Origin of the sequence: Burkholderia sp. Ac-20344 (genome assembly GCF_017104975.1) — a bacterium.
Classification (GTDB): Bacteria; Pseudomonadota; Gammaproteobacteria; order Burkholderiales; family Burkholderiaceae; genus Burkholderia.
Window position 1 is genome coordinate 98,229 of sequence record NZ_JAAGPP010000005.1, and the last position, 21,872, is coordinate 120,100.

The 21,872-nt window shown below is 63.7% G+C and carries 18 protein-coding genes and 3 pseudogenes; 6 read left to right on the forward strand and 15 right to left on the reverse strand.

Annotation, left to right across the window (positions count from 1 at the left end):
- Positions 1 to 36: 36 nt before the first annotated feature.
- The 6 genes from G3N64_RS03305 to G3N64_RS03330 form a co-directional block, all read right to left on the reverse strand.
- Complete coding sequence (locus G3N64_RS03305) at positions 37 to 459, reverse strand: DUF3331 domain-containing protein (RefSeq protein WP_205782379.1); 423 nt, start codon at positions 457 to 459, stop codon at positions 37 to 39.
- Positions 460 to 481: 22 nt separating this feature from the next.
- Positions 482 to 1,330, reverse strand: a complete 849-nt coding sequence (locus tag G3N64_RS03310) for an SDR family NAD(P)-dependent oxidoreductase (protein WP_205782381.1) — start codon at positions 1,328 to 1,330, stop codon at positions 482 to 484.
- A gap of 564 nt (positions 1,331 to 1,894) precedes the next feature.
- Complete coding sequence (locus G3N64_RS03315; protein ID WP_205782382.1) at positions 1,895 to 2,965, reverse strand: ATP-binding protein; 1,071 nt, start codon at positions 2,963 to 2,965, stop codon at positions 1,895 to 1,897.
- 135 nt (positions 2,966 to 3,100) lie between these two features.
- On the reverse strand, positions 3,101 to 3,484 hold the full coding sequence (locus G3N64_RS03320) for a response regulator (RefSeq protein ID WP_205782383.1): 384 nt from the start codon (positions 3,482 to 3,484) through the stop codon (positions 3,101 to 3,103).
- 160 nt (positions 3,485 to 3,644) lie between these two features.
- Entirely contained in the window at positions 3,645 to 4,304 is a 660-nt protein-coding gene (locus G3N64_RS03325; RefSeq protein WP_205782384.1) for a response regulator, read from the reverse strand.
- A gap of 100 nt (positions 4,305 to 4,404) precedes the next feature.
- Positions 4,405 to 9,462 carry a trifunctional serine/threonine-protein kinase/ATP-binding protein/sensor histidine kinase gene (locus tag G3N64_RS03330; RefSeq protein ID WP_205782385.1) on the reverse strand — a complete coding sequence of 1,686 codons (5,058 nt, stop codon included), beginning with the start codon at positions 9,460 to 9,462 and terminating at the stop codon, positions 4,405 to 4,407.
- A gap of 539 nt (positions 9,463 to 10,001) precedes the next feature.
- On the opposite strand from G3N64_RS03330, the gene G3N64_RS03335 reads away from it, so the two are divergent.
- Together G3N64_RS03335 and G3N64_RS03345 are read left to right on the forward strand one after the other, a co-directional pair.
- Positions 10,002 to 10,238, forward strand: a complete 237-nt coding sequence (locus tag G3N64_RS03335; RefSeq protein ID WP_205782386.1) for a DUF4148 domain-containing protein — start codon at positions 10,002 to 10,004, stop codon at positions 10,236 to 10,238.
- A 607-nt stretch (positions 10,239 to 10,845) separates the two neighbouring features.
- Complete coding sequence (locus G3N64_RS03345) at positions 10,846 to 11,277, forward strand: universal stress protein (RefSeq protein WP_205782387.1); 432 nt, start codon at positions 10,846 to 10,848, stop codon at positions 11,275 to 11,277.
- Here the strand turns inward: G3N64_RS03345 and G3N64_RS03350 are convergent.
- Both G3N64_RS03350 and G3N64_RS03355 read right to left on the reverse strand, forming a co-directional pair.
- Positions 11,258 to 11,710, reverse strand: coding sequence for a DUF3331 domain-containing protein (locus G3N64_RS03350; RefSeq protein WP_205782388.1), 453 nt, complete (start codon positions 11,708 to 11,710; stop codon positions 11,258 to 11,260). The genes G3N64_RS03345 and G3N64_RS03350 overlap by 20 nt on opposite strands.
- Before the next feature lie 96 nt (positions 11,711 to 11,806).
- Positions 11,807 to 12,196: a BON domain-containing protein gene (locus tag G3N64_RS03355; protein WP_205782389.1), complete on the reverse strand. Its 390-nt coding sequence runs from the start codon at positions 12,194 to 12,196 to the stop codon at positions 11,807 to 11,809.
- 374 nt (positions 12,197 to 12,570) lie between these two features.
- Here G3N64_RS03355 and G3N64_RS39555 point away from each other — a divergent pair.
- Positions 12,571 to 13,008 (forward strand): annotated as a pseudogene (locus G3N64_RS39555) (transposase); the annotation flags it as partial.
- 1,085 nt (positions 13,009 to 14,093) lie between these two features.
- On the opposite strand, the gene G3N64_RS03370 reads toward G3N64_RS39555, so the two are convergent.
- Together G3N64_RS03370 and G3N64_RS03375 are read right to left on the reverse strand one after the other, a co-directional pair.
- A complete protein-coding gene (locus tag G3N64_RS03370) occupies positions 14,094 to 14,708 on the reverse strand; it encodes an NAD(P)-binding domain-containing protein (RefSeq protein ID WP_205782392.1) in 615 nt (204 codons plus the stop codon).
- Between the two features lie 29 nt (positions 14,709 to 14,737).
- Positions 14,738 to 15,505 (reverse strand): 3-oxoacyl-ACP reductase family protein, encoded by a 768-nt coding sequence (locus G3N64_RS03375; RefSeq protein ID WP_205782393.1) that lies wholly within the window; start codon positions 15,503 to 15,505, stop codon positions 14,738 to 14,740.
- A 118-nt stretch (positions 15,506 to 15,623) separates the two neighbouring features.
- Between G3N64_RS03375 and G3N64_RS03380 the strand changes: the two genes are divergently transcribed.
- Positions 15,624 to 16,556, forward strand: coding sequence for a LysR family transcriptional regulator (locus tag G3N64_RS03380; RefSeq protein ID WP_205782394.1), 933 nt, complete (start codon positions 15,624 to 15,626; stop codon positions 16,554 to 16,556).
- Between the two features lie 7 nt (positions 16,557 to 16,563).
- On the opposite strand, the gene G3N64_RS03385 is transcribed toward G3N64_RS03380, so the two are convergent.
- Positions 16,564 to 16,842, reverse strand: coding sequence for a DUF2274 domain-containing protein (locus tag G3N64_RS03385; protein ID WP_205782395.1), 279 nt, complete (start codon positions 16,840 to 16,842; stop codon positions 16,564 to 16,566).
- Positions 16,839 to 17,456: pseudogene (locus tag G3N64_RS03390) on the reverse strand (TrbI/VirB10 family protein); the annotation flags it as partial. The pseudogene G3N64_RS03390 and the gene G3N64_RS03385, both read right to left, overlap by 4 nt.
- Between G3N64_RS03390 and G3N64_RS03395 the strand changes: the two are divergent.
- Positions 17,455 to 17,847 (forward strand): annotated as a pseudogene (locus G3N64_RS03395) (DUF4917 family protein); the annotation flags it as partial. The pseudogenes G3N64_RS03390 and G3N64_RS03395 overlap by 2 nt on opposite strands.
- 64 nt (positions 17,848 to 17,911) lie before the next feature.
- The gene (locus G3N64_RS03400; protein WP_205782396.1) at positions 17,912 to 19,471 is read left to right on the forward strand and encodes an LA2681 family HEPN domain-containing protein; all 1,560 of its coding nucleotides are present in this window, start codon (positions 17,912 to 17,914) and stop codon (positions 19,469 to 19,471) included.
- A gap of 17 nt (positions 19,472 to 19,488) precedes the next feature.
- Here G3N64_RS03400 and G3N64_RS03405 read toward each other — a convergent pair whose 3' ends face one another.
- Genes G3N64_RS03405 through G3N64_RS03415 form a run of 3 tightly spaced genes read right to left on the reverse strand, consistent with a single transcriptional unit; the run spans position 19,489 to position 21,844 of the window.
- Positions 19,489 to 20,304 (reverse strand): TIGR02391 family protein, encoded by an 816-nt coding sequence (locus tag G3N64_RS03405; RefSeq protein ID WP_205782397.1) that lies wholly within the window; start codon positions 20,302 to 20,304, stop codon positions 19,489 to 19,491.
- A 22-nt stretch (positions 20,305 to 20,326) separates the two neighbouring features.
- Positions 20,327 to 20,806: a hypothetical protein gene (locus G3N64_RS03410; protein ID WP_205782398.1), complete on the reverse strand. Its 480-nt coding sequence runs from the start codon at positions 20,804 to 20,806 to the stop codon at positions 20,327 to 20,329.
- Between the two features lie 12 nt (positions 20,807 to 20,818).
- Positions 20,819 to 21,844 carry a hypothetical protein gene (locus G3N64_RS03415; RefSeq protein WP_241020745.1) on the reverse strand — a complete coding sequence of 342 codons (1,026 nt, stop codon included), beginning with the start codon at positions 21,842 to 21,844 and terminating at the stop codon, positions 20,819 to 20,821.
- Between the last annotated feature and the right edge of the window lie 28 nt (positions 21,845 to 21,872).

Sequence of the window (21,872 nt, forward strand, 5' to 3'; positions counted from 1 at the left end):
CGACAGCCCACGTTCCCGCACGCGCGTGCGACGCGCTCAGGTATCGGCGAGCGGCGGATCAGGACGCTGCGCGACGGTTGCGGCCAGGATCGTGAGTTCCCGGCTCGCCGGAACGCGCGCCTCGCCGGTGTGAGGGCGATACACCGGATCGCCGCGATCAATGCAACGGCCGGTCAGTGCACAGACAGCCGCGCCGTCGGCAAAACCTTTGCTCCAGATCTGCTCGGTAGACTTGCCCAGACACGCGTCGCTCCACGAGACGCTGATCGCGCTTGCCGAAATCCGCCTCACGATCACGACGTTGACTGGCCGCCGCGCCGTGCGCGAACCCACACGCGCACGGCGCGGCCGGTACCCGATGGACCACTGCTTCGTGCACGCCTGGAGCTGCTCGGCGGACGGATCGAGAACGTTCAGCAGCACCCGCGCCACGATATTGGCTTCGGACAGCGCGGTCATCGGCGGTCTCCGGCAGCCGACTTCATTCGGGCTGCGCCGGCGGAAACGAAACCGATTCGCTCAATTCGCGCCATTGTGCGTCCTCTTCCGCACGGAACCTTGCCGCCGCGCCGGCTACCGCGACCGCGTCGCTGCCCATCAGCAATCGCAAAGGCGCTGTCGGCGAGCCGGCAATGCCGAGCAGCGCCCGGGCAATCCGCGCGGGATCGCCGGGTTGCATGCCGTCGATGCTGCGCAAGCGTGCCGCTACCGGTTCGATGATCGGCTTGTACGCGTCGCTGATCGGCGGAATGGTCATCGACGAGCCGGCCCAACGGGTCCGCATCGATCCCGGCTCGACGATCGTGACCTGGATACCGAAATCGCGGACCTCCTTCGCCAGCACTTCGGAGAACCCGCCCACCGCCCATTTGGCGGCCTGATAGGCGGCGAGCCCGGGGCCGCCGACTCTTCCGCCAACCGACGAGATCTGAATGATGTGGCCGGCCCGTTGCCGACGCATGAACGGCAGTGCCGCACGCGTGACGTTGCACACGCCGAAGAAGTTGACCTCGATCTGCTCGTGCAGCGCGTTGTCGGTGACGTCTTCGATCGACGCCAGATCGGCGTAGCCCGCGTTGTTCACCAGCACGTCGAGACGACCGAATTGCTCCACCGCCAGGCTGACGGCGCCGCGCGCCGCGTCCGGATCGGTGACGTTCAGCGGGATCGCCAGAATCCGGTCGCCATAGGCGTCCGTCAGGCTGGCCAGACGCGTCACGTCCCTCGCCGTTGCCGCCAGTTTGTGGCCGGCGGAAAGCACCGCGTCGGCAAGCTGAAGACCCAAGCCGCCGGAGCAGCCCGTGATGAACCAAACTTTGCTGTCGTTCATTGTCGTACTCCCGGTCATTTGTGATCGACGTCAGGTTCCCCACACGTCGTGAAAACGGGGGGTTGCCGTGCGTCCGCGGCATCGCGGACCCGCCGGACTCGACGTCATGCATCATTGGGCGCCCGCCATGTATCTCGCGTATGTCGCTGGCGTATCGGCATGTATCTGGCGATACCGTGCGTACGACGCGGAGATCGCGCAATCGTCCCGAACGACTTTCCGCAGTCCATGAGAGACCTTCACAAACCAGCCCATCATTCGGATAACTACACGATTTCATGCGCGTTGTTGAACGGCTGGCACGGTCGACCGCAGGACACCGGCAACCGATCATGAAACGCACGCCGAGAAGAACGGTGTTCTTTGCCGCGATGGCGATCCAGTCGGTCTACGCGAAAAGCGATCGGCTCCAAGTGAGTGAATGCCGGCAGGATGTCGCCGACGAGCTCACCGACGAGAGCATTCGGGCACATGCGGCTGAGCGCACCGCCCGCAAGCGCGGTTCGGAAAGCGGAAGTCGAGGCAATGCCGGAACGCCGCGCTGCACACATCGCCTGCCTGCCGTCATGCGACGGCGAGCGGCAACGTCACGCGCGCTTCGAGGCCTCCGGTGCTGCGATTGTTCAGCTGCAGGTCGCCCTGCATCGCTTGCGTCAACCGCCGTGCGATCGCAAGCCCCAATCCGGATCCCGGCGCACGCGCCGATGTCTGCGGCGCCCGATACCACGGCGTGAATACCGCTTCCATCTCCGCCGGCACAATGCCCGGCCCTGAATCCACCACCGCAAGCATCACGCGCCGGGCATCGACGCGAACGCACAGGCGGACATCACGCCCGTAACGCAGTGCGTTGTCGATCAGGTTGACGAGCACGCGCCGCAGTGCATGCGGAAACGTCACGAGCGGACTGTCCAACCGCCCGTCCAGCGCGACGGCAAGCCCCGCGTCGCGATAGTTGTCGACCAGCGAGCCCAGCAACTCGTCCACGTCGACGCTGCGCGGCGGCTCCGCCACGCTGCACTGAAGCCGTGCGCAGGCAAGGCTCGCGTCGATCAGTTCTCCCATCTCGGCAAGGTCGCGCTCCATCGCATCGCGCAACGTGCGATCTTCCAGCATTCCGCTACGCAGCATCACGCGCGTCAGCGGCGTGCGCAGATCATGCGCGTAGGCCGCGAGCACATGCAGCAATTCCGTCACGCGATCCGCATGCTGGCGATGCGCGTCGTTGATTGCGGCCGCCAGTCTCGCGATCGGCGGCGTACCGCGCTCGACCAGTGAACGGGGCAACTCTTCCAGCCCGTGGTCCTCGATTGCCGCGGCGAGTTGCCGGATTGCCGCGTCCAGTCGCAGCGCGCGCAGCCACAGCACTGCCACCACCAGCGCCAGCATCGCGCCCGCCACGCTCGCAATCAGAAGATCGCCGTCGACGGCGGGACGCAATGCATTCGCGAGCAGGTCACGAGCGTCGTACAGCGCCGCTGCGACGAACAGCACGCCTGCCACGATGAACAGCCGGGCCGGACACGCGACGAGACCGCGTGCATGCCCGCGGCATGCGCGGCTGAGGTTGCGTATGGAGCGCGTGAGCCGAGCCTCGAACCAGGCTTCGGACGATAAGGTAGGAATGTTGGCCATCTTCGTTCTCCTGTCGCCGTCGCGGCGGACGGTACAGGAACGATGAAAACATGCGTGCGGGGGTTCGCACCATCAAACAAGCGGCCATCTACCCCCTACGAAGGTTTAGGTTACCGTTGCGGCGCCGACCGGCAATCAGCCGTATCCGAGCGCACGGGCGAGCCAGCCTTCGAGCTCCTGTGCGTCGATCGGTTTCTCGAGGAGACAAAGCGCGGTGCTGGCCCGCGCCAGCTCGGACGTGCGGACGCTGACGAACGCGGTGACCAGCACGGTCGGAATGCGCAGGCTGCGTGCTTCCATCTTGGCCAGCACTTCGAGGCCATCCATTTCGGGCATCTGGAGGTCGCAGATCAGGCAACCCGTGCGCGACACCACGTCCGACGCCAGAAATGCCGCGCCCGACGCGAACTCGCGCGCCTCCCCGCCCAGCGAACGCACGAAACTTCCCGCGGCGGCGCGTACGAAGGGATCGTCGTCGACAATGGATACGAGATCGGAGGCTGAGAGTGAAAAAGACATCCCTGCTTATGGCGAGGGGGACGGAACGGCCCGTCCCGAGCACTGTTACCCAAGTCGCCAGCATACCGTCACGCCGCAGCATCGCCATCATACCTACGTATGGGTACGCTCGGCGCGGGTGCATGGGCCGGTCGCTGAAGGATGCGGGAAACGCGTGGCGCTAGCGCGACGGCACGTTGATGCCGAGCGCAGTCATCTTGCGCACCAGCTCAGCCACCGAGCGGCACTTCATTTTTCGCATCGCCTGGCTGCGATGAATCTTGGCCGTGATCTCCGCGATGCCCATGTTGCCCGCGACCTGCTTGTTCATCAGGCCCGTCGCGACGTGTTGCAGCACCTCGCATTCGCGCGGCGTGAGCGATTCCCAACACGCGCGCAGATCGAGCAGCGAGTGATCGTCCTGCAGCCGTTTCGCATCGCGCTCGAGCGCCGCGATCACCGCATCGATCACGTCCTGGTCGCGGAACGGTTTCGTCAGGAAATCCATCGCGCCGGCTTTCATCGCCTTCACCGTCATCGCGATATCGCCGTGCGCCGTGATGAAGATGATCGGCATCTGCGGACCGCCGCTCTCCACCAGCGACGTCTGAAACGCGATTCCGCTCTGCCCGCGCAGCCTGACGTCCAGTACGAGGCACGACGGTCCCGCGCCCTTCGGCGCCGCGAGAAACGCTTCCGTCGACGCAAAGGCGCGAACCTCCAGGTCGATCGATCGCAGCAGGCTGATCAGCGCGGTACGGACGAATTCGTCGTCGTCGACGACGTAGACGACACGGCTGTTCCGATCAGGTGTCGCGTGGGGCATTCTGGTTTCCGGCATCGATATTCGCTGATGAATTTTCAGGAGTGGCCGCGCAGCGGCTCAAACACAACTCGAAGAACCTGTCCGCCCGCTGCGCGTCGCGCCGACGGACGACACATCATGAATCGACACGCGGCAGCGTCACGGTTGCTCGCGTACCGGCACCCTCGCGCGGCGACAGCGTCAACGTTCCGCCGTGAGCGTCCACGATCGAATGCGAGATGGCGAGGCCCATGCCCATCCCGTTCTCCTTGGTCGTGAAAAGCGGTTCGAGCAGCCGATCCGCGATGTCGGGAGCAATGCCGCTGCCCGAATCCTCCACGCTCACGCACACACTGTCAACGCCGTGCACTTCGCACGCTAGCGAAAGACACCGGGCCGTCTCGAGCTCGGCCATCGATTCCGCACCGTTCGTCAACAGGTTGATCACGACCTGCTGGAGCTGGATCCGGTCGCCGTATACGTAGACGGGGCCATCGTGACTGCGCAGCTCCAGCACCACGTCCAGCGTGTCGAGCTGCCGCGCGACGAGCGCCGCGGCCTCGCGAACGGCCTCGGCGAGGTCGACCGTCGCAAACTGCGGCGCGGCCTTGCGTGCCTTCGCGCGCAGCGTCTGGATGATGCTCTTGGCCCGCGCGGCGCTCCGGTTGATGTGCTCGAGCATCGCCCGCGCTTCGCCGACGTCCGGCGGTTCCCGGTTCAGCCAGCGCAATGCGGCGCTTGCCGACGTGTCGACGGCGGCAATCGGCTGTCCGATCTCATGGACGATGGACGCGACGAGCTCGCCCATCGCGGTCAGCCGGCTGGCGCGCTCGAGGCCGGCCAGTGCGGCACGCAACTGTTCCTCGGCATGCGCGCGCTGACGGTTCTGCTCGACCAGCTCCTCATAGAGCCGCGCATTCTCGAGCGCGAAAGCGGCCTGCGACGCGATCACCTCAACCAGCGCCGCCTTGGCCGCGGTAAACATCCGCGCCGCCAGATTGTTTTCCATATACAGCACGCCGACGAGCGTCGCATAACGCATCAGCGGTACGCACATCACCGAACGCGGGCGCCGGCGGCGAACGTAAGCATCCTGACCATGAACCGGCGACTCCGATGCATCGTCGATCACCACCCCTTCCTGCGTCCGGGCGACCGCCTGCACGACGGAGACAGGCAGCACGCTCGCCGTCAGCGACACGGCCTCCTGCGTCACGACGATCGTACCGTCGATCACGTCCGCACGAGCCGGTACATGCCAGACGCCCTCGCGCAGCACCGCGAGCGCGCCATGCTCCGCCCCGGCGCTTTCGAGCGTCGTGCGCAACAGCGTTTCCACGAGACGCGCCGGCACGATGTCGCTCGCCAGCGCGTTCGACACGCGCAGCACCGCGCTCACGTCCAGTGCGTGCATCCGGCTCCCGACGGGATTGCCGGCTCCGGCATCGAATACATCGGGATGTGCGGCCTGCAACTGACGCACCTTCGCGAGCGCCCCCCAACGCTGCCAGGCACTTTGCGCATGACGCAAATAAGCGTGCGCGGCAATATTGTCGCGACCCGCATGGAATCGCGCCGCATACTCGGCCGCCAGCGCCTCGACCTGCGTAAAGCCATGCCTGCCCGCGTGCATCACGGCGCGCGCATAGGCTTCCGCCGCGTCCAGCGGCTGCCCGTTCACGCGCGCGTGCTCGGCGCGCACCAGCTCGCGTCGCGCGTCGAAGTTCGCCGGGCACGCCCGCGCCCAGACATCGAGTTGCTCGACATGGCGCTGCAACGCGGCCTCCTCGGACGCATCGCGGCCGGGCAGCGCAAGCAGTGCGAGCGCGCCGTAGAACGGCAAATCGGCCCGCTCGGCAAACGAACGCGCCGCATGCTCGCAAGCTTCAGCGTGCCGACGCGCATCGAGCGCGTCCGGAAGATCGCCGAATAACAGTGCGGCCTGCAGCCTGTAGACCCAGTAGGCGAGATCGACCAGGTTCGCCGGCCGGCCCGCCTGCGGCGGCAACACGTCGCGATCGTCGCTCTCGCCTTCCTGTAACCGCCTCAGCAGCATCTGCTGCACGAGCAGCCCATCGATCACGAGCTGGAAATTCGCATCGCGCGCAATCACGAGCCCGTGCGCCACCGTGTCGCGTACGTCGCCGAGAAATTCGCCGGCGAACAGCATGCCGGTCGCCTCGTTGCGCTTGCAATAGAGCGCGAACGTATGATCGCAGCACTCGACCGTGATCTCGAATGCCCGCGAGATATACCCGCGAGCCGAGCGCGCCGGCAACACCCACGGCACCACGATCGTGCCGTGCGCCATGTATACGCGGCCGCGATACCGATCGAGCCCGCGCTCGTCGACCAGATGCAGCGCGAGCTCGCCGAATGCCAGCGACGCGGCGTAATCGCCGTAACGTACGCCGAAGATCTGGTTCATGCAGACGTAGACGTCGGCCGAAGCATCGGAATGGCCATGCTCGATCGCCAGATTCACCGCGCGCAGCAGAATCATGTCGACCAGATCCTGGTCGGAATAGAGTGCCGGCGGGATCAGGTCGGCAAAGATGTCGACAATCGCGCGCTGCAGCGGATCGGCGATGATCGGCAGGTCGCGCAGCGCGTCGATCCCGTTGCGATCCAGCCAGCCGCGCAGGCGCAGGTATTCGCGATGCACGTCCGCGCTGTCCGGATGGGGCGGGATATCGATGCCGGCGCGCTTCAGGAACGCAAGGCCGACACCGAGCGCCAGATCGAAGCGGCCCAGCGCCGTGTACAACGCCGCGCGCAGGCGCGTGAGATCCGCGCCGAACGTGCCGTCGCCGGCTACCCGCTCCAGCTCGGCCAGGCGCGCTTCGGCGGCTTCGAGCGCACCGGTCATGAACTCGGCCTCGCCGCACAGCATGCGCGCCTCGAGCCCGTCGTCGCTGGTGTCCCGTTCGCCGAGGAAATCGACCGCCGCGCGAAAAAAGCCGAGCGCGGAATGATGCGCGGTGGCAGCCCGGGCTTGCTGCCCGGCCTCCAGATTCACGCGCGCGAACGCGCGGCGCTGCGCGGGCGTCTCGACCACGGTCCTGCCGAGGTTCGCCTGCGCGGCCAGCACGAACGCGTCGGCGCAGGCATCGCCGGCCGCCAGCAAACGGCAGGCGATTGCATGATGCAGCGGCGCCCGCTCGTCCTCCGGGATCGATGCATACGCGGCCTCGCGAATGCGGTCGTGCCAGAACGTCCAGTCGTCGCCGTCGCGCTGGAGACTGCCGGCCTCGAGCGCTGCCTGCAGCCCCGCGATCGCATCGGGCTCGCTCAAGCCGGCCGCCGTGGCCAGCAGGCGCGTCGACGCACGCTGGCCGATGCAGGCCAGCAGGCGCAACATGAATCGTGCGGCATCCGGCAGCAGCTCGAACTGCCGCGCCAGCATCATCGCGACGTCATCGCCGCCTCGATGCGCGGCGATGCGCGCCATGTTCCAGCGCCACAGGCCGGCGCCCGCATCGTAATCGAGCATGCCTTCGTCGGCCAGCAGGCGCAGCAGATGATGCACGAAGAACGGATTGCGGCCGGTTCTCTGCCCGATCAGGTCGGACAATGGGCGAAGCACATCGGTGTCCCGATGCAGCGCGTGGGCGATCAGCTCGGTCGTCGCGCGCTCGTTCAGCGGCCCGAGCTCCACCGTCAATGCATCGGGCACGTCGGCCAGTGGGCCTGCCCGCAACGGGTGACTCGCATCGATCTCGTTGCCGCGATAGGCGCCGACGAGCAGCAACGCCGTGTCGTGGTGTTGCTGCACCAGCCGCTCCAGCACCTGGATCGTGCCCGCATCGGCCCATTGCAGATCGTCGAGCAGCAGCGCGAGCGGGCGCTCCGGTGCCGCGAAACATGCGATCAGCCGGGCGATCGCTTGCAGCACGCGCTCGCGCTCCAGCCCCGGCGCCAGTTCGGATTGCTCCGGCGGCCCCGCCTGCGGGCCCAGCACCGCCGAGAGCGCCGGCAGGAATCGCGCGAGCGTGCGTCCGACGGGCGCGACGGCCGTTCCGATTCGCGCGCGCCACATGTCGAATTCGTCGTCCGCGCAACCCAGCACGAACTGCAGCAGCGGCTCCAGCGCCTGGGCAAGCATCGCATACGGCGTGCCGCGGCGCCCCTCCTCGCCCTTGCTGGTGGCCACGAGCGGCGCCCCGTCGTGCCTGATTCGCGCGACGGCCTCCAGCAGCAGCGTCGACTTGCCGATGCCCGAATGGCCGGAAACCCATGCGACGCGCATCTCGCCACTGGCGGCGACGGCACGGTACTGCGCGCGCAACGCATCGATCTCCTGGTCGCGGCCCACCACGTGATCCGCTTGCTGCAGACGCTGCAGCGCCGCATGAACATCGAGCGCGAACATCGGAATGCGCTCGTCGCGGCGCAGGCACTGCTCGCATCGCTGCAGGTCGGCGACGAGCCCCGCGGCCGTGCCGTAACGCTGCTCCGGCGCCTTTTCGAGCAACTTCACGACGATCCGGGAAATCTGCTCGGGTACGTGCGGAACGAGTTCGTGAGGGGCGCGCGCCGAATGCGTGGCGTGCGCATGCACGAGCCCGGCGGCATCGGTGGCATCGAACGGCGGCACACCGGTCAACTGCTCATAGAGAATGCATCCGAGCGAATAAAGATCGGCGCGCGCGTCGACACGCAGGTTCATGCGCGTGCCGAGTTCGGGCGCCGTATAGACGAAATCCGTGTCGTCCCACTCGAGACCGGTGTCGCGCAACGGGTCGGTCGCATCGGGGCCGATCGCATAGCCGAAGCCCGTCAGAAACGCACGATCGTCGTCATCCACGAGGAAGCGATGCGGCGCAAGCGCGCGATGCACGATGCCGGCCGCATGCATCTCGCCCAGCGCAGTCGCGAGCGAAATCGCGCGCCGCAGAAACGCGGATAACCGCGGCTGCGGGACATCTTCAACGGAGAGCGGCATCCCGCCCGGATCGGCCAGGATGAGCACGGCGCCGCCACCATGCGACACGATGGCTTGCGGCACGGCGGACCAGCGTTCGTGCAGTGCCGCACGCAACACGTATTCGCGCTGCAGTGCAGCGACCGCGGACGGCGCCGCGACGCCGCGCCCCGCGACCAGGACCGGCGGCGCATGGTCATCGATCGCACGGTGCAGCCGTGGCGGGCCGGGGCTCAATTCGATAAAGCGGCGTGTCGAAAGTTCGATCATGCGAATGCAGTAAGGAAACGGTGGCGTCATCGACTCGAACGCCGCCGGCACGGCGGCGTGGAGCACGGCATGCGGCACCCCTGCCACGTGCCGCGGCGGGATGCCGGGTTGTATCCGTTCGTTCGAACACGCGGTCGCGACGCGGGCCGCGGGGCGCCCTCGATTTCGCTCGTGCGGTGTTGCACCTCACCGGCCGCCGCGCCCTTCTTCCAGGTACCCGTAATAACACGTGAACCCGCCGATTATTCCAGCACGATATCGTCAATGCAACAATGCGCGCCGGTCAATGCATGCGAGCTGCCGAAGCGCACTCGCATCGCGTCATGATCGGCGCTTTCGTATCCGGATGTATCGCGTGTCCGCATCGATACATGACATTGCAAAACGCCGCACCGCGGACACATGCGGGATACCTTTGTGGCGCTCAATACACGTACGGCGGATTCTGACGACATTCGCGACGCGGCCGGCGCATCCGGCTCCCGCGTTCGCCAGATACCGTGCGTACCGCTCGACCGACCCACTTTCCGGATTCCGACATGAAGACCTCAAGAATCATCTTCGCGCTCGTCGCGTTTGCTACCGCAGCCTTCGCCCATGCAGCGGCCCCTGTCGATTCGACGACAGGGAATCAAGATGCCATGGCCACGACCCAATGGGCACCGGCCATCGCGATGCCGATGGGAAAGACACGAGCCGAAGTGCGCCAGGAGCTCGCGCGCGCGCGCCAGAGCGGCGAGCTCGACGCACTCAGGAAACTCTATTCCGGCCATTGAAGCACCGACGTTTTCCAGAGGGCCGGCACGGGCAGGCGCAATGCTCGCCCGCCGGCTCGATATGGCTCGGTGACTTGCGGCAACGCCATCATCGCAACGGCCTCGTGCTCGAACTGAGCGACGCATTGCTGGAAACGGTCTCCGATTCCGGCTCCCCCTGAAACCGGACTGGCCATCCGCCCAATCGTCGACGCCGTCGAGCGGCTGCCGGAATCCCCACGCACTGCATTGCGGCTCGTCAGCGTCGACGGGCTCGGCGATCGGCAAGCAGCCGATACGCTCGACACACCCATCGACACCATCCTGAGCCGGATCTCCCGTGCGCGCAAAGCGATTCGGATGGTGTTCGACGGATCCGGCGAATCACGAATGGAGACGGGACATCGGATCGACGCGCGACGTCGTGCGCCTGCCGATGCGAACCGGCCGCGACACGATCGCCCGCGCGGGGAATCGCATGGGAATAAACGATCGCCATCGCGTGTTCAGTGTTGGCAGTCGCGCCCGCTTCCGTGCATGTGACCGAACGCCGACTGCCTGTACCGGTGCCCGTCATGGGCGATCTTGTTCCCCGCCGCCCATATCGAAGATGTCATCGCTGTCCAGAATGCTGCTCGTCTATGACGGAACCAACGAAGCAAACGCCGCGCTCGCACGATGTGCATCGCTTTCCCGCGCATTGTCGGCCACGGTCGACGTCGTCGCCATCGTCGACAATGTCACCGCCAACGCACGGTCGGCCGGACTGCTCAGCGAGCTCGCCCATCAGCATCTTGCAGAATCCGCCCATCGCGATCTTCAACGGGCGATCGACACACTGACGGACGACGGCATCGCCGCGCGCGGCTATCTCCGCTTCGGACGCGCGGCCGATGCTGTCGCCGCCCATGCGTCGACAACCTGCGTGGACATGATCGTCGTCGGGTATCGCGCCCCCACCGGGTTCGCTCGCTGGTGGCGCGAGCCTCCCGTTCACTTCGACCTGGCCGAGCGCGTTCCGGGTGCCGCGCTTGTCGTCGTCACGATCCCATCGACCTAGCGTCGGCCGCAGCGACGCACGACTGAACGGTCGCGGCAAGAATCATCCGCTGCCGGTTGGCGGGCAGACAGACCTCGCTCCTCCGCGGACGAAACACCGGGTCCCCGCGTTGTATCGCACGCCCCGTCAGCGCACATATCGACGGGACACGCGCGCGGCTCCTGCACCAGATTTGCTCGGCATACCGCCCGGAACACGAGTCGCTCCACGAAACACTGATCATGTACAACGACAGGCGTTCCATCACGGCTATCCTGGTAGGCGGCTCGGTGCGCGCACGCGCATCGTCCTCGCCCCATTGACGCAGCCCGACGCGTCGCGCCTTGTATCGCGTGCGCTGCGCTCGCAAACACACGCTGCGCTGCTCCGGCGAAGGATCCAGGACATTGATCAATGTGCGAGCCACGATTTCCGCTTCATGCAGCATCACCATCACCTCTTCTCCCAATCAATCGGATCGATCATGTGAAAGCGGGCGCACGAATCGCCGACACACCGTCATTCGGCCCCGCGATGCGCGCGCCCTCGCTCAGGCGCCGCCTTTCTCACGCAGCATCAGCTCGCTTTTCACCGATTTGACGCCGCGGATCTTCCTGGCCGACTCGACCGCGAGATGGTCTTCGTCTTCGGTCTGCACCTGGCCGGCCAGCGTCACCTGTCCGGTCGCGGCATTGGCGAAAACCGTGATCGCTTGCCCTTGCAGCCCCTTCGTTCGCGACAGCGTGTTCTGAATCGACCGCGAGAACCTGCGATTGGCCGCACGCGTGGCCTTTTTCGCCTGGGTGGATGTCTGGGCAGACGTTACCGCTGCATCCGTGCCCGCCGCATTGGCACTTTCGTCGGCAAATGCCTGCAGTTGCAGGCAAGCGAGCAGGACGGCCGCCAGGCCGCCATTCAGGATGACTTGTCGAATTTTCATGATGGGTTCCTTGGGTTGCGGGTATCGAATGGCACGCATGTTCCGGTCGTGTGCATCGTCGCGACGCACGCGAATCGCATCATTGCCATATCGCGAAGCCGACTCGATCACCTGTCGCCGGCGTCGTCACCGATGCGATTCGTGTACCGGTGGAACCAGAATAAGGCGCGGCGTCAACGGCATCCATAGCATCTGTAGCTAGCTGCACAACCCGTCAGGATAGATGGCCACATACGTTCGTATAGGCTGTGGAAATGACTGCACGCGTCGCTGCGCATCACGCCGCCTGATTGCTACGTACGACCAAATTCCGTTTCTTGCCGCGACCCTGACCCAGGAAATAGTCCGGACCGAAAGCAGGGAAATTCGGCATGATGTGTCCGGTCGGACACGAAGGCCATGCCACGAAGACGTGCAAGTTTACGGAAGAGCAGATCGCATTTGCACTGAAGCAAGCGGAGCTGGGCACGAAGGTCGAAGAAATCTGTCGCAAGCTCGGAATGAGCGAGGCAGCGTTCTACAACGAGCGAATGAAATTGGGGGACCGGGGCATTCCGATCTACGCCGATTGCGACAGCTTGAAGAAGAGAACGCGAAGTTCAAGCGGCTCGTGGCAAACCTGAGCCTGGACAAGGCCATGCGGCGGGGCGTACTTGCAAAAAAGCGCCGAGCCTGCCCGTCGGCGCATGCTGATCGATGAATTGCGTGATCGCTATCGAACGAACCTGACGAAGACCTGCGCGTTGTTTGGCATGTCCCGTTCGCTGTATCGATATCGGTCGATCGCTCGCGATTCGTCGGTGCTGCTCATGTTGACCTGCGTCAAACACGGCGATCCGGGTGCAAACGGGTACATTCTTGAGCACGCAGACGTTCGAGCTCAAGCGACGGACTCGCGAATCTTGGCCGGCTGTGCCAGTGCTAAGACGCTCGCCTTTGGATTCGTAGCAATCCGGCCGTCCAGCCTATCTGCCCACGCCTGGAGCATCGCCCTTCTCTGCCCTGCATACTCCGCCTTGTTGTGAACCGCGCGCACGCCACGCTGTTCGTGAGCGCGGCATTTCTCGATCCAGTGGTGTTGAACCTGCGTCGTGCGACAGCGTGCCGGCAATCCGGCGCAGATCGCGCACGGTGAAAGGATCAAAATCTGCCCCGTCGTCGCGCATCTGCTTGACCGTGCTGTCTATGACACGATTCGGGGTCGCCGCACTTGTTGGGGAAGCCGTCGCATAGCGGCTGGAATGCACGGACGAACTCACTCCGAAGCACGTCTTGAATCTGATAGCAAGACGCGGCGCAGGCATCGCCGGCGTCCGTTCCAGCGCACCGAAAAACACGTGGATTTCGGCAGGCGACCGTGCCCGATCACGCGGCTTGAAGCGGGCGACGGCCGACGGGCGGATGGCCTCCGCTGGACTGTCCATCCTCAGGTCCCGCGCCTGAGGGCGCTGGAATACACCAGCCATTGCCAGACCGGAATGCAAAAAAGCCCGCAAAATCGCGGGCTTAGGTGTGTTTTACTGCCAGCAGATGCCGGCCGGTGCCGGACGCCGAATCACTCCCACTCCATCATCAACAGGTCTCGCAAGCCCGCGTAGTTAAAGGGATTTGCGATGATCGACATGGGCCGTTACCGTCGCTTTTACCGTCATCCGACAAGCGCTTTGTCTGGTGCGGAACATGGAGGGATTCGAGGGGCGACGATTCTGGCAACACCATCATCAATCGCCTTCTAGCATACCGCAGACACGCGCATTGGTCTGCCTCCAATCTTCACTTCGAAGTTGCGTGCCCTCCCCTTTTGAAACCCCGATTCCCGCGACGAACGCCTCCAACTGCACGGGGTCAGAGTCGTCGCCTCGACCGCTTCGCCGTAGGTCTGCGCATATCGCCTAGCTCAGGCGAAACGCGACAGGTCGAGCGCGGGCAACGGACCACCAGGGAACTGCGTCAGCCGTCCACCGACGGTTAGCGTTCCGAGGTCGATTCCCGCGAAACCCAGGCGACCAATCAGCGCGCCAACCGCAGCCTTGGCCTGATCGTCATCGCCTGCGTAGAACTGCACGCGCTGCCCGCCGTGTTCTGCCGGATCGGCAGCCAGCCATTCGGGCTTGAGGTGATTGAAGGCTTTGACCACGCGCGCGCCTGGAACCAAACTGGCGAACACCTCGCTGGATGTGCGGCCGTGTAGCTCGGCCGGCTTGAACAGTGGTGCTTCGATCGGATTGTTGGCGTCGATGACGATGCGCCCGCCGAAGTCCGGCAGTCCGGCCAGTGCCGGAGGCAACTTCGACCAGTTCACCGCCACCAGGACGATGGACTGGGCAGCCGCCTCCTCGCGGGTGCCGGCACGGATGCTATCGTCGATGGATCGCACCAGCGCCTGTAGGCTCTCCGGCCCTCGGCTGTTGGACAGGATGGCCGGGATGCCTTGGCGCGCCAGCGCGCGGGCGAAGGCGGTTCCGATATTGCCGGCACCGATGATGCCGATGGAAGTGGTGTTCGTGCTCATGATGGAATCCTCGGGATTCGGTTGAAGGTTCAGGACGTGAAGCCGCCGTCGGCCAGAATGTCGGCGCCGGTCACGAAGGACGCCGCCGGGCTGGCCAGAAAAGCGACCACGTTGGCGATTTCGGCCGGCTGGCCGTAGCGCCCCACCGCCATGCCGGGAATCAGCACCTTGGCCAGGTCGCCATCGGCCGGATTCATGTCGGTGTTGGTCGGGCCGGGATGCACGGTGTTGACTGTGATGCCGCGTGGCCCCAGGTCGCGCGCCAGGCTGCGGTTGAAACCGGACACCGCGCCCTTAGTCAGCGTGTACAACGAGGCCCCCGGGAATGAGGCGTACTTGGTCATCGAACTGCCGATGTGGACGACACGGCCACCTTCGCGCATGTGGCGCACGGCCTCCTGCGTGGCGACGAACACGCCGGTGACGTTCACCGCGATCATCTTCTGGTAATCCTCGAAATTGATCTGGTCGATCGGGCCGCCGCCGAGCGCGATGCCCGCGTTGTTGACCAGGATGTCCAGGCCGCCGAAGGTCTCGACCGCCTTGGCAACAGCGGCGCGCACGGCGATTGGATCGCCTGCATCGGCCAGGATGGCCAAAGCGCGCCCACCGGCCGATTGGATGGCAACGGCCGTTTCGTCCGCCAACGCCGGCGAGCCGACGTAGGTGAAAGCGACCTGGGCACCGTCGGCGGCCAGCCGTTTGGCAATGGCCGCGCCGATCGAGCGCGAGCCGCCAGTCACGAGGGCCGTCTTACCGGCCAGAGGAAGGGTTTGGGAAGAAGCGGTGGTGTTCATGGTGTCACTCCGTTGGGTTGCCGAGAAAGTTCGGTGGAGTGACTGTCTCGCTTTCATTACGCCTTGATTAGTAGTTAATTACTTGGATCATCTTCAAGCATTCGTTTAATATCTCCACATGGAGACGCTCGCCAACTTGGAATCCTTTGTGCGCAGTGCCGAGGGCGGCAGCTTCTCAGAGGCAGCCCGGCGGTTGGCGCTGACCCCCGCCGCGGTGAGTCGCAACGTGGCCATGCTGGAACGCAATCTCGGCGTGCGGCTGTTCCATCGTTCTACGCGCAAGCTGACCTTGACTGAGGCTGGCGAGCACTTCCTGCTCGCCATCAGCGGCAACCTAGGAGCTCTGCAGAACGCCATTGCCGCGGTGTCTGCTGAAGACGGTGAGCCGGCCGGCGTGCTGAGGGTCAGCCTGGCGCCGACCTTTGGCATGAGCCACATCCTGCCGCTGCTGCCAGAGTTCCTTACACGTCATCCGCGCATCCGACCCGAATGGCATTTCGAGAACCGGAGCGTGGACCTGATCGCCGAGGGCTACGACGTGGCCATCGGCGGCGGATTCGATCTATCGCCGGGCGTGGTGGCCCGACCGCTGGCACCGGCACACATCATCGCGGTTGCATCGCCGGCCTACCTGGCAACGCGCATGCCGCCGACAGATCCCGCTGGGCTGGCCGAACTGGACGGCATCGTCATGCGCTCCCTGTCATCGGGCCGCATCCGCACCTGGACCCTGCGCAACGCGCAGGGCGACGAGGCTGCCGCCGTCCTGCGGGAAAGTATCGTGGTTAACGATCCGGCCGCACTTCGGGAGTCGGCGCGGCTCGGGCTGGGCGTAGCCCTGCTCGCGATGCCCGATGTGCTCCCTTGGCTCGAGTCGGGCGAATTGGTGCGGGTGCTGCCTCGCTGGTGGGCAGACGCGGGCGCTATTTCGCTCTATTACGCCAGCCGCAGCTTACTGCCGGGCAAAACGCGGGCTTTCATCGACTACGTGATCGAGGCCTTTCTGCACGAAGACTATGCGCGGCGCTTTGCGGGCAGCTTGGGATCATGATCCTTGTCTACCGTTCAACATGCCCCAAACTTCCGGCAGCTTGAACTGGCTGCCCGGCAACGGACCGCGCGCCGCGTTGACGTTTGAATGCACGGTCCCCGGCCATGAACGCCCCCAGCATGTGCGGAATCAGTGTTGTTGCGTCGACCGCTTCGCCGTAGCTTTGCGCGTGCATCGCGGCGTAGCGGTCAAGGTCGGCTTTCAGACTGGCCGGACAGGTGAAGGTCAGCTTGATGCTTTCGGTCTTGGGCAGCGGCCCGAGCCGCAGCTTGCGCGTGGTGCTCATCGTGCAATCCCCCGATTGAAGAACAGTGGCTGATACGGCCGCAGCACCAGATCCCGGTTGACGATGATGCGCATCGGCAGGCCCGGCCGCTCGGTCAAGGTGGGCTGGATGTTGAGGTTACGCCGAGTCATCTCCTGGCCGACCTGATTGATGCTGTCCTGTGCGCTGTCGCGGCCGGCGATGATGATGCGATCGCCATCCTGCCGGTTCTCCGGCGCCGCCAACTCGGCGCCAACACCCAGTAGCGTGGTCAACGCCGCGCCGGCGAAAATGCGATCCCAATGCCAATCGACACCATCTTCCAGCCCGGCATAGCCAGCCGGGTCGACTCCGACCAGGTTGTCGAGCGTGAGCGAAGACGTGTCCGGCAGGATCACACGGTTCCATATCACCTGCACTCGGCTCTGCCCGTAGCTCACTTGGCTGTTGTACTTACCCAGGATGCGCGATCCCTGTGGGATTAGCAGATAGCGGCCGGTCGCCGAGTCATAGATCGGCTCCGTCACCGTGGCAATCACGTCGCCCGGCAGGTCGGACTTGATGCCCGTGACCAATGCCGCCGCGACCACCGTGCCGGCCATCACCTGATAGGGCGAACTGGGTATTTGCAGGTTGCTGGAGGCGGTCCTGCAACGCTGGCAGAACGGAGAGGTCGTGCCGTTGTTCGTGAGCGAGGGAACGTGGACGCAGAAAGTTGCTTCCATTCAGAACAGCTACTACCTCTCCACCGTCTACAGAGAGGTTCTGAAATCACAGCGGGACACGCTGGTGGTCTACGGCTGGGGCTTTGCCGAGCAAGACATTCACCTCCTGAAACGCATGAAAGACACGGGCATCAATCGCGTGGCGGTATCAGTATTCCGAGGGGATCAGGCTTACTGCAATCGGGTCTTCCAGACGATCCACGACGAGTTGGGAGCACATGTCGAGGTGGATTTCTTCGATAGCGAAAGCCCAGGTTGCTGGATTCACCCAGCCCATCAAGTATTACGTCCTGTCGTGTAGCCCCAAGGACGGCAGTCGGCGCCGTCATGCAAACGAGCACGGCATCCCCTGACGGAGCCCCGTTATGTCATCAATTCTGGACAGGTTCTACGAGCGATCCGCTCATCTGAATACCTTGCTGAACACCAACCCTGCCGAGGCGGTGAAACAGGCCCGGGAGGTCAATCTCAATCTCGATACAGATGAGCGATTCAACCTGATGGGTCTGCGCGCGGCCATCCTAGTAGATGGCGGCACATTGACTCAGCAGAAGGACGCGATTGAAGAAGGGCTCGCGCTGTTTCGAGAGCTTCACAGCCTATTTCCAACTGCCTATATCACATACAACCTAGCCAACGGGCTGGTCGCCGCGACAGGCTCCCCACCTCGCGATGCAAATTGGTTGAATCATCAGGAGGTCACTAGAGAGCGTCGCGCAGAAGCCCGACGATGCTTCTGGAAAGTGGCTCAGGACGTGGAAGCCGAATCAGCGCTTCGAACTCAAGCTTGGACGAACCTTGCCAACCAATTCAGCAGCAGCTATCGGCTTGGCGAAGCTCATGATGGATGGCTTGCCGCACTTGAACTTGACCCGGAGAACGGAGTTGCTGCAAGTTCTGCGGCCCGCAATCTTCTTTGGCTTTATGAGCGAGGCGGCTGTTCAGAGCTTACCCGCATCGAGGCGATCATGTTGGCCAAGATTGCGGATCGGCATCGGGATCGAGTCATCGAGTACGCTGGTGCACAGGCTGCGGCGCAGATCGCTGCGTTCGCAAGCGAATTGGGAGATCCGCCATCGCGATCACAGCACCAAGATCCATTCGTCAGTTGGGTCGAGCGTGAACGCCTGACCCTTGCGCCGGCCGTGGAACTTATCGATCCCACCATGGGCAAGCTGGACTGGCTCATGCTTCCCGGGATTCTGGAGCGCGAACCGGATGCAGGCGTGACGCCACCGCCCGTCTTCGCCATGTTCAACGTGCTGAAGAGTGACTTCATCCTCGCGCGTGACTTGCTATGGCGGGCTATCGACGAAGACGTGTGGCCGGCGACGGGGCGATTTGGGGACACGCTTGACTATGCTACCTATGGCCCAGATGCGTCTGCGCTTATCTTGGCACACCGTACGGCGCTCGACCTGCTCGACAAGATCGCTGTAACAGCGAACCATTACTTCGAGCTTGGGCACTCCCCCGACAAGGTCTACTTCGGGAAAATGTGGCGGGGGAAACCTGACAAGACCACCGGCGCGTGCCCACTTGCGGAAAAAGTGGAGAAGGCGATTCGTGGGGGCGCCAGCGCCCTCTATGGCCTTGTAGAGCTCGCCGAGGACTATGACAGCAGCGCGGGCATCTTGCGTTCTCAAAAGGATCTCCGCAACGCAGGGACGCACCGATTCGTGGTACTGCATGACATTGGCGACCCAGCGGACAGCAGGCAAGCGTCTGAAATCGAACGCCACCGGAGGGAGCCGTTTACTCAGGAGGTAGCGCGCGCTTTGCGTGTTGCCAGATCGGCCGTCCAAATGCTTGCACTTTCCATTTCGCAACACGAGCAAGGTTTGGCAGAGCGAGCAGACGGCTTTGTTGGGTCCCTGATCGTCCCCGATCACGACTGGATTCGTGGACGCGATGACGAAACTTAAGTGCGTTCTTGCCTCTTTTATGGCGAGACGGAAGCCACTTTCATGGCGCCATCCAACTTGCGATGAATCAGCGACACCAGGGTAAGGATGTCCAGTGCGTCCTGTTCGGACATTGGCCAGTTCGTCTTAGGTGCATGGGCCAGCGGATTACGCACGGCTCCAAACAGGCCGATCAGCAAGTTGGCAAAGCCTTTCTGCTCGCTCTTCTCCGACTCAGTGATGAGCGGCCCCAAAGCCAGAACCGGCTGTTGTCCTGCGAACGCCTTGTTCACCAGGTCAGCACCATCGCCGCTCAGACCTGACAGCAGGCGAATCCGCTCTGCAACGCCCTTCGTCGCCTCGAAAACGGCATGGAAATAGTTTTCGTCCAGCAACTCGGCGCGGCAGTAGTTCAGCACTTCCACGTGCACGATGCGACTTTCCAGCGCGGCCTTGAGTCGTCCCGCACGGGCTCGCGCGGCATCGAGCGTTGTTGCCTTATCGGCGTGCGCGACCTTGCCATCTTCGCGCACGTAGAAACCGGAGAAGGCCAGGACGACGTTGAGTTCGTCGCGCCGCCATGCAAACGCCGCAGCGTCGCGGGCGTAGTTCACCGGGTTCATCGCGCGGTTGATGAACATGATGAGGTGGTTGCCGAGCTGATGCTGGTTCTGCGCACCGGCCAGCGCATTGAACAGCCGCTTCCACTTGGTCATGCCGGGAGACGGGTCTGCGACCTCGATCTCCTGCAGCAACCGCTCGATCTGCGTTCCGCTCAAACCGCGCTCGGTATCGGCGAGGACGCGGCAGGCCGCTTCAAGGTGCTGCGAGCTGAACGGTGGAATGCGTGTCATGAGTTCTGTTCTCTTCCGCCTCTCAGGCCCATTCAAGCACGGTGATGATCGCCTGCCCCTCGGTGCCAACCTCCACAAAAAGGGCATGCTCATAGCCAAGCTGCTGCTTGTAGCCCCAAAGTTTCCGAAGGTCGATCTGTCGGTCGATGCGGCTCGTTGACTTCTTGAACTCCAAGACCAGATGGTTGTTTCTCGTTCCTCGCCGGTGAACGATCACATCTGGGAATACGGTCTTCGCCTCATCATCCTCGCTGTCCGGATAAAGCTCCAGATGTCCGAGTCGCTTCGGTTCTATGCCATCCCGGTTGTATTCGCAATCTACGGTCCAATCAGGAAAATGCTGTTGGAGATACATCGCGAAGCGAAATGTGATGGATCGTTCGTTAGCGTCGATACCGAGCAAGTCATGGTCATTGTCCAGTAGCTCGGACAACGCGCGTGCCACAGCCTCGCCTGGCGGATGATGGTTGAGATACTGAATTTGATCCTCGGACAACGCCATTGCCATGCCCGCCTACTGAAGATTCACATTAAAGTACGCATGCACCGATCGAAACGTCGTCAGAATTTTCCGTCTGGCTTCGTCCAGTTCGTCGGCAACGCGATGCGTGAGCATGTACGTGGGGCAATTCGGCCGACCGCATCCACAGTGCCTGATCTCCCCGTCCTTGATACGGGCCACAAAGATGCGGCGCAGCTCATCGACCTGACGAACCACTTTTGCAAGCACCGCTTGGATGCATTGATCTCGAAGATGGTGAATCGAGGGGATGCGCCTGATCTCGTCGCCCTCGCGCGTCCGCCACACGCCGGTGTTGAGTGCGCCAATGGTGTCTTCTATCGCCTGCTGAAAGGCAGGCAGGGAGCTTTCCTGCTGAAACGGCGTGCGAAAGGCCGGTCGATCGAACACGGCCGCCATCAATTGCAGTGCATCGGCATCCGAGAGGTCGGGGAAGTCGTCCACGAACTTTCGGATCTCCGTTTCAGCGTCGGGAAACTCGATGCCTTGGACGAAACGATGAAGCAGGTACTCGGCACGAAGCCGCAGGTTTTCCTCGAATTCCACGCCTGACCATATCGTCACATGAGCAACCCCTAGGGAAGCTGCGGCTTGCTCGATCCGTGCTCGGCTGGCGTCCGAAACAGCGCCGCGAGAGACGAACTTGAAGGCATTCGGCGCCCCGTCAGCGGCCTTGACCGCCTTGCTCATATCGCCCTTGGCTTTCGCCAAGGTCAGCGTGTCCCGGTTCGCGCATTGGATGATGGTCTTGCGTGCCGGCTGGCCATCGAATGGCTCGATGCCCGAGATGTCCCGCCCTTGGTCGCCTCCCGATTGGCCGTGCCAGATCAGGTCACGCCAGCCAGCGCGCACATGGTACGCAAAGACAAGGCGCTCAAACTGGAGGCCACTGTAATCCTCGAAGTGAATCGGAGAAACCGTTATCGTCACCATGCCCTCCCCCTTTTCCGTGGCTATTTGTCTTCCGTACGCCTCTCTACGCTCCAGTGAGTTTCCGCGATAGCCAATGAAAGCCACCATATCGTTATGCGGTGGCAAGCCATATCGC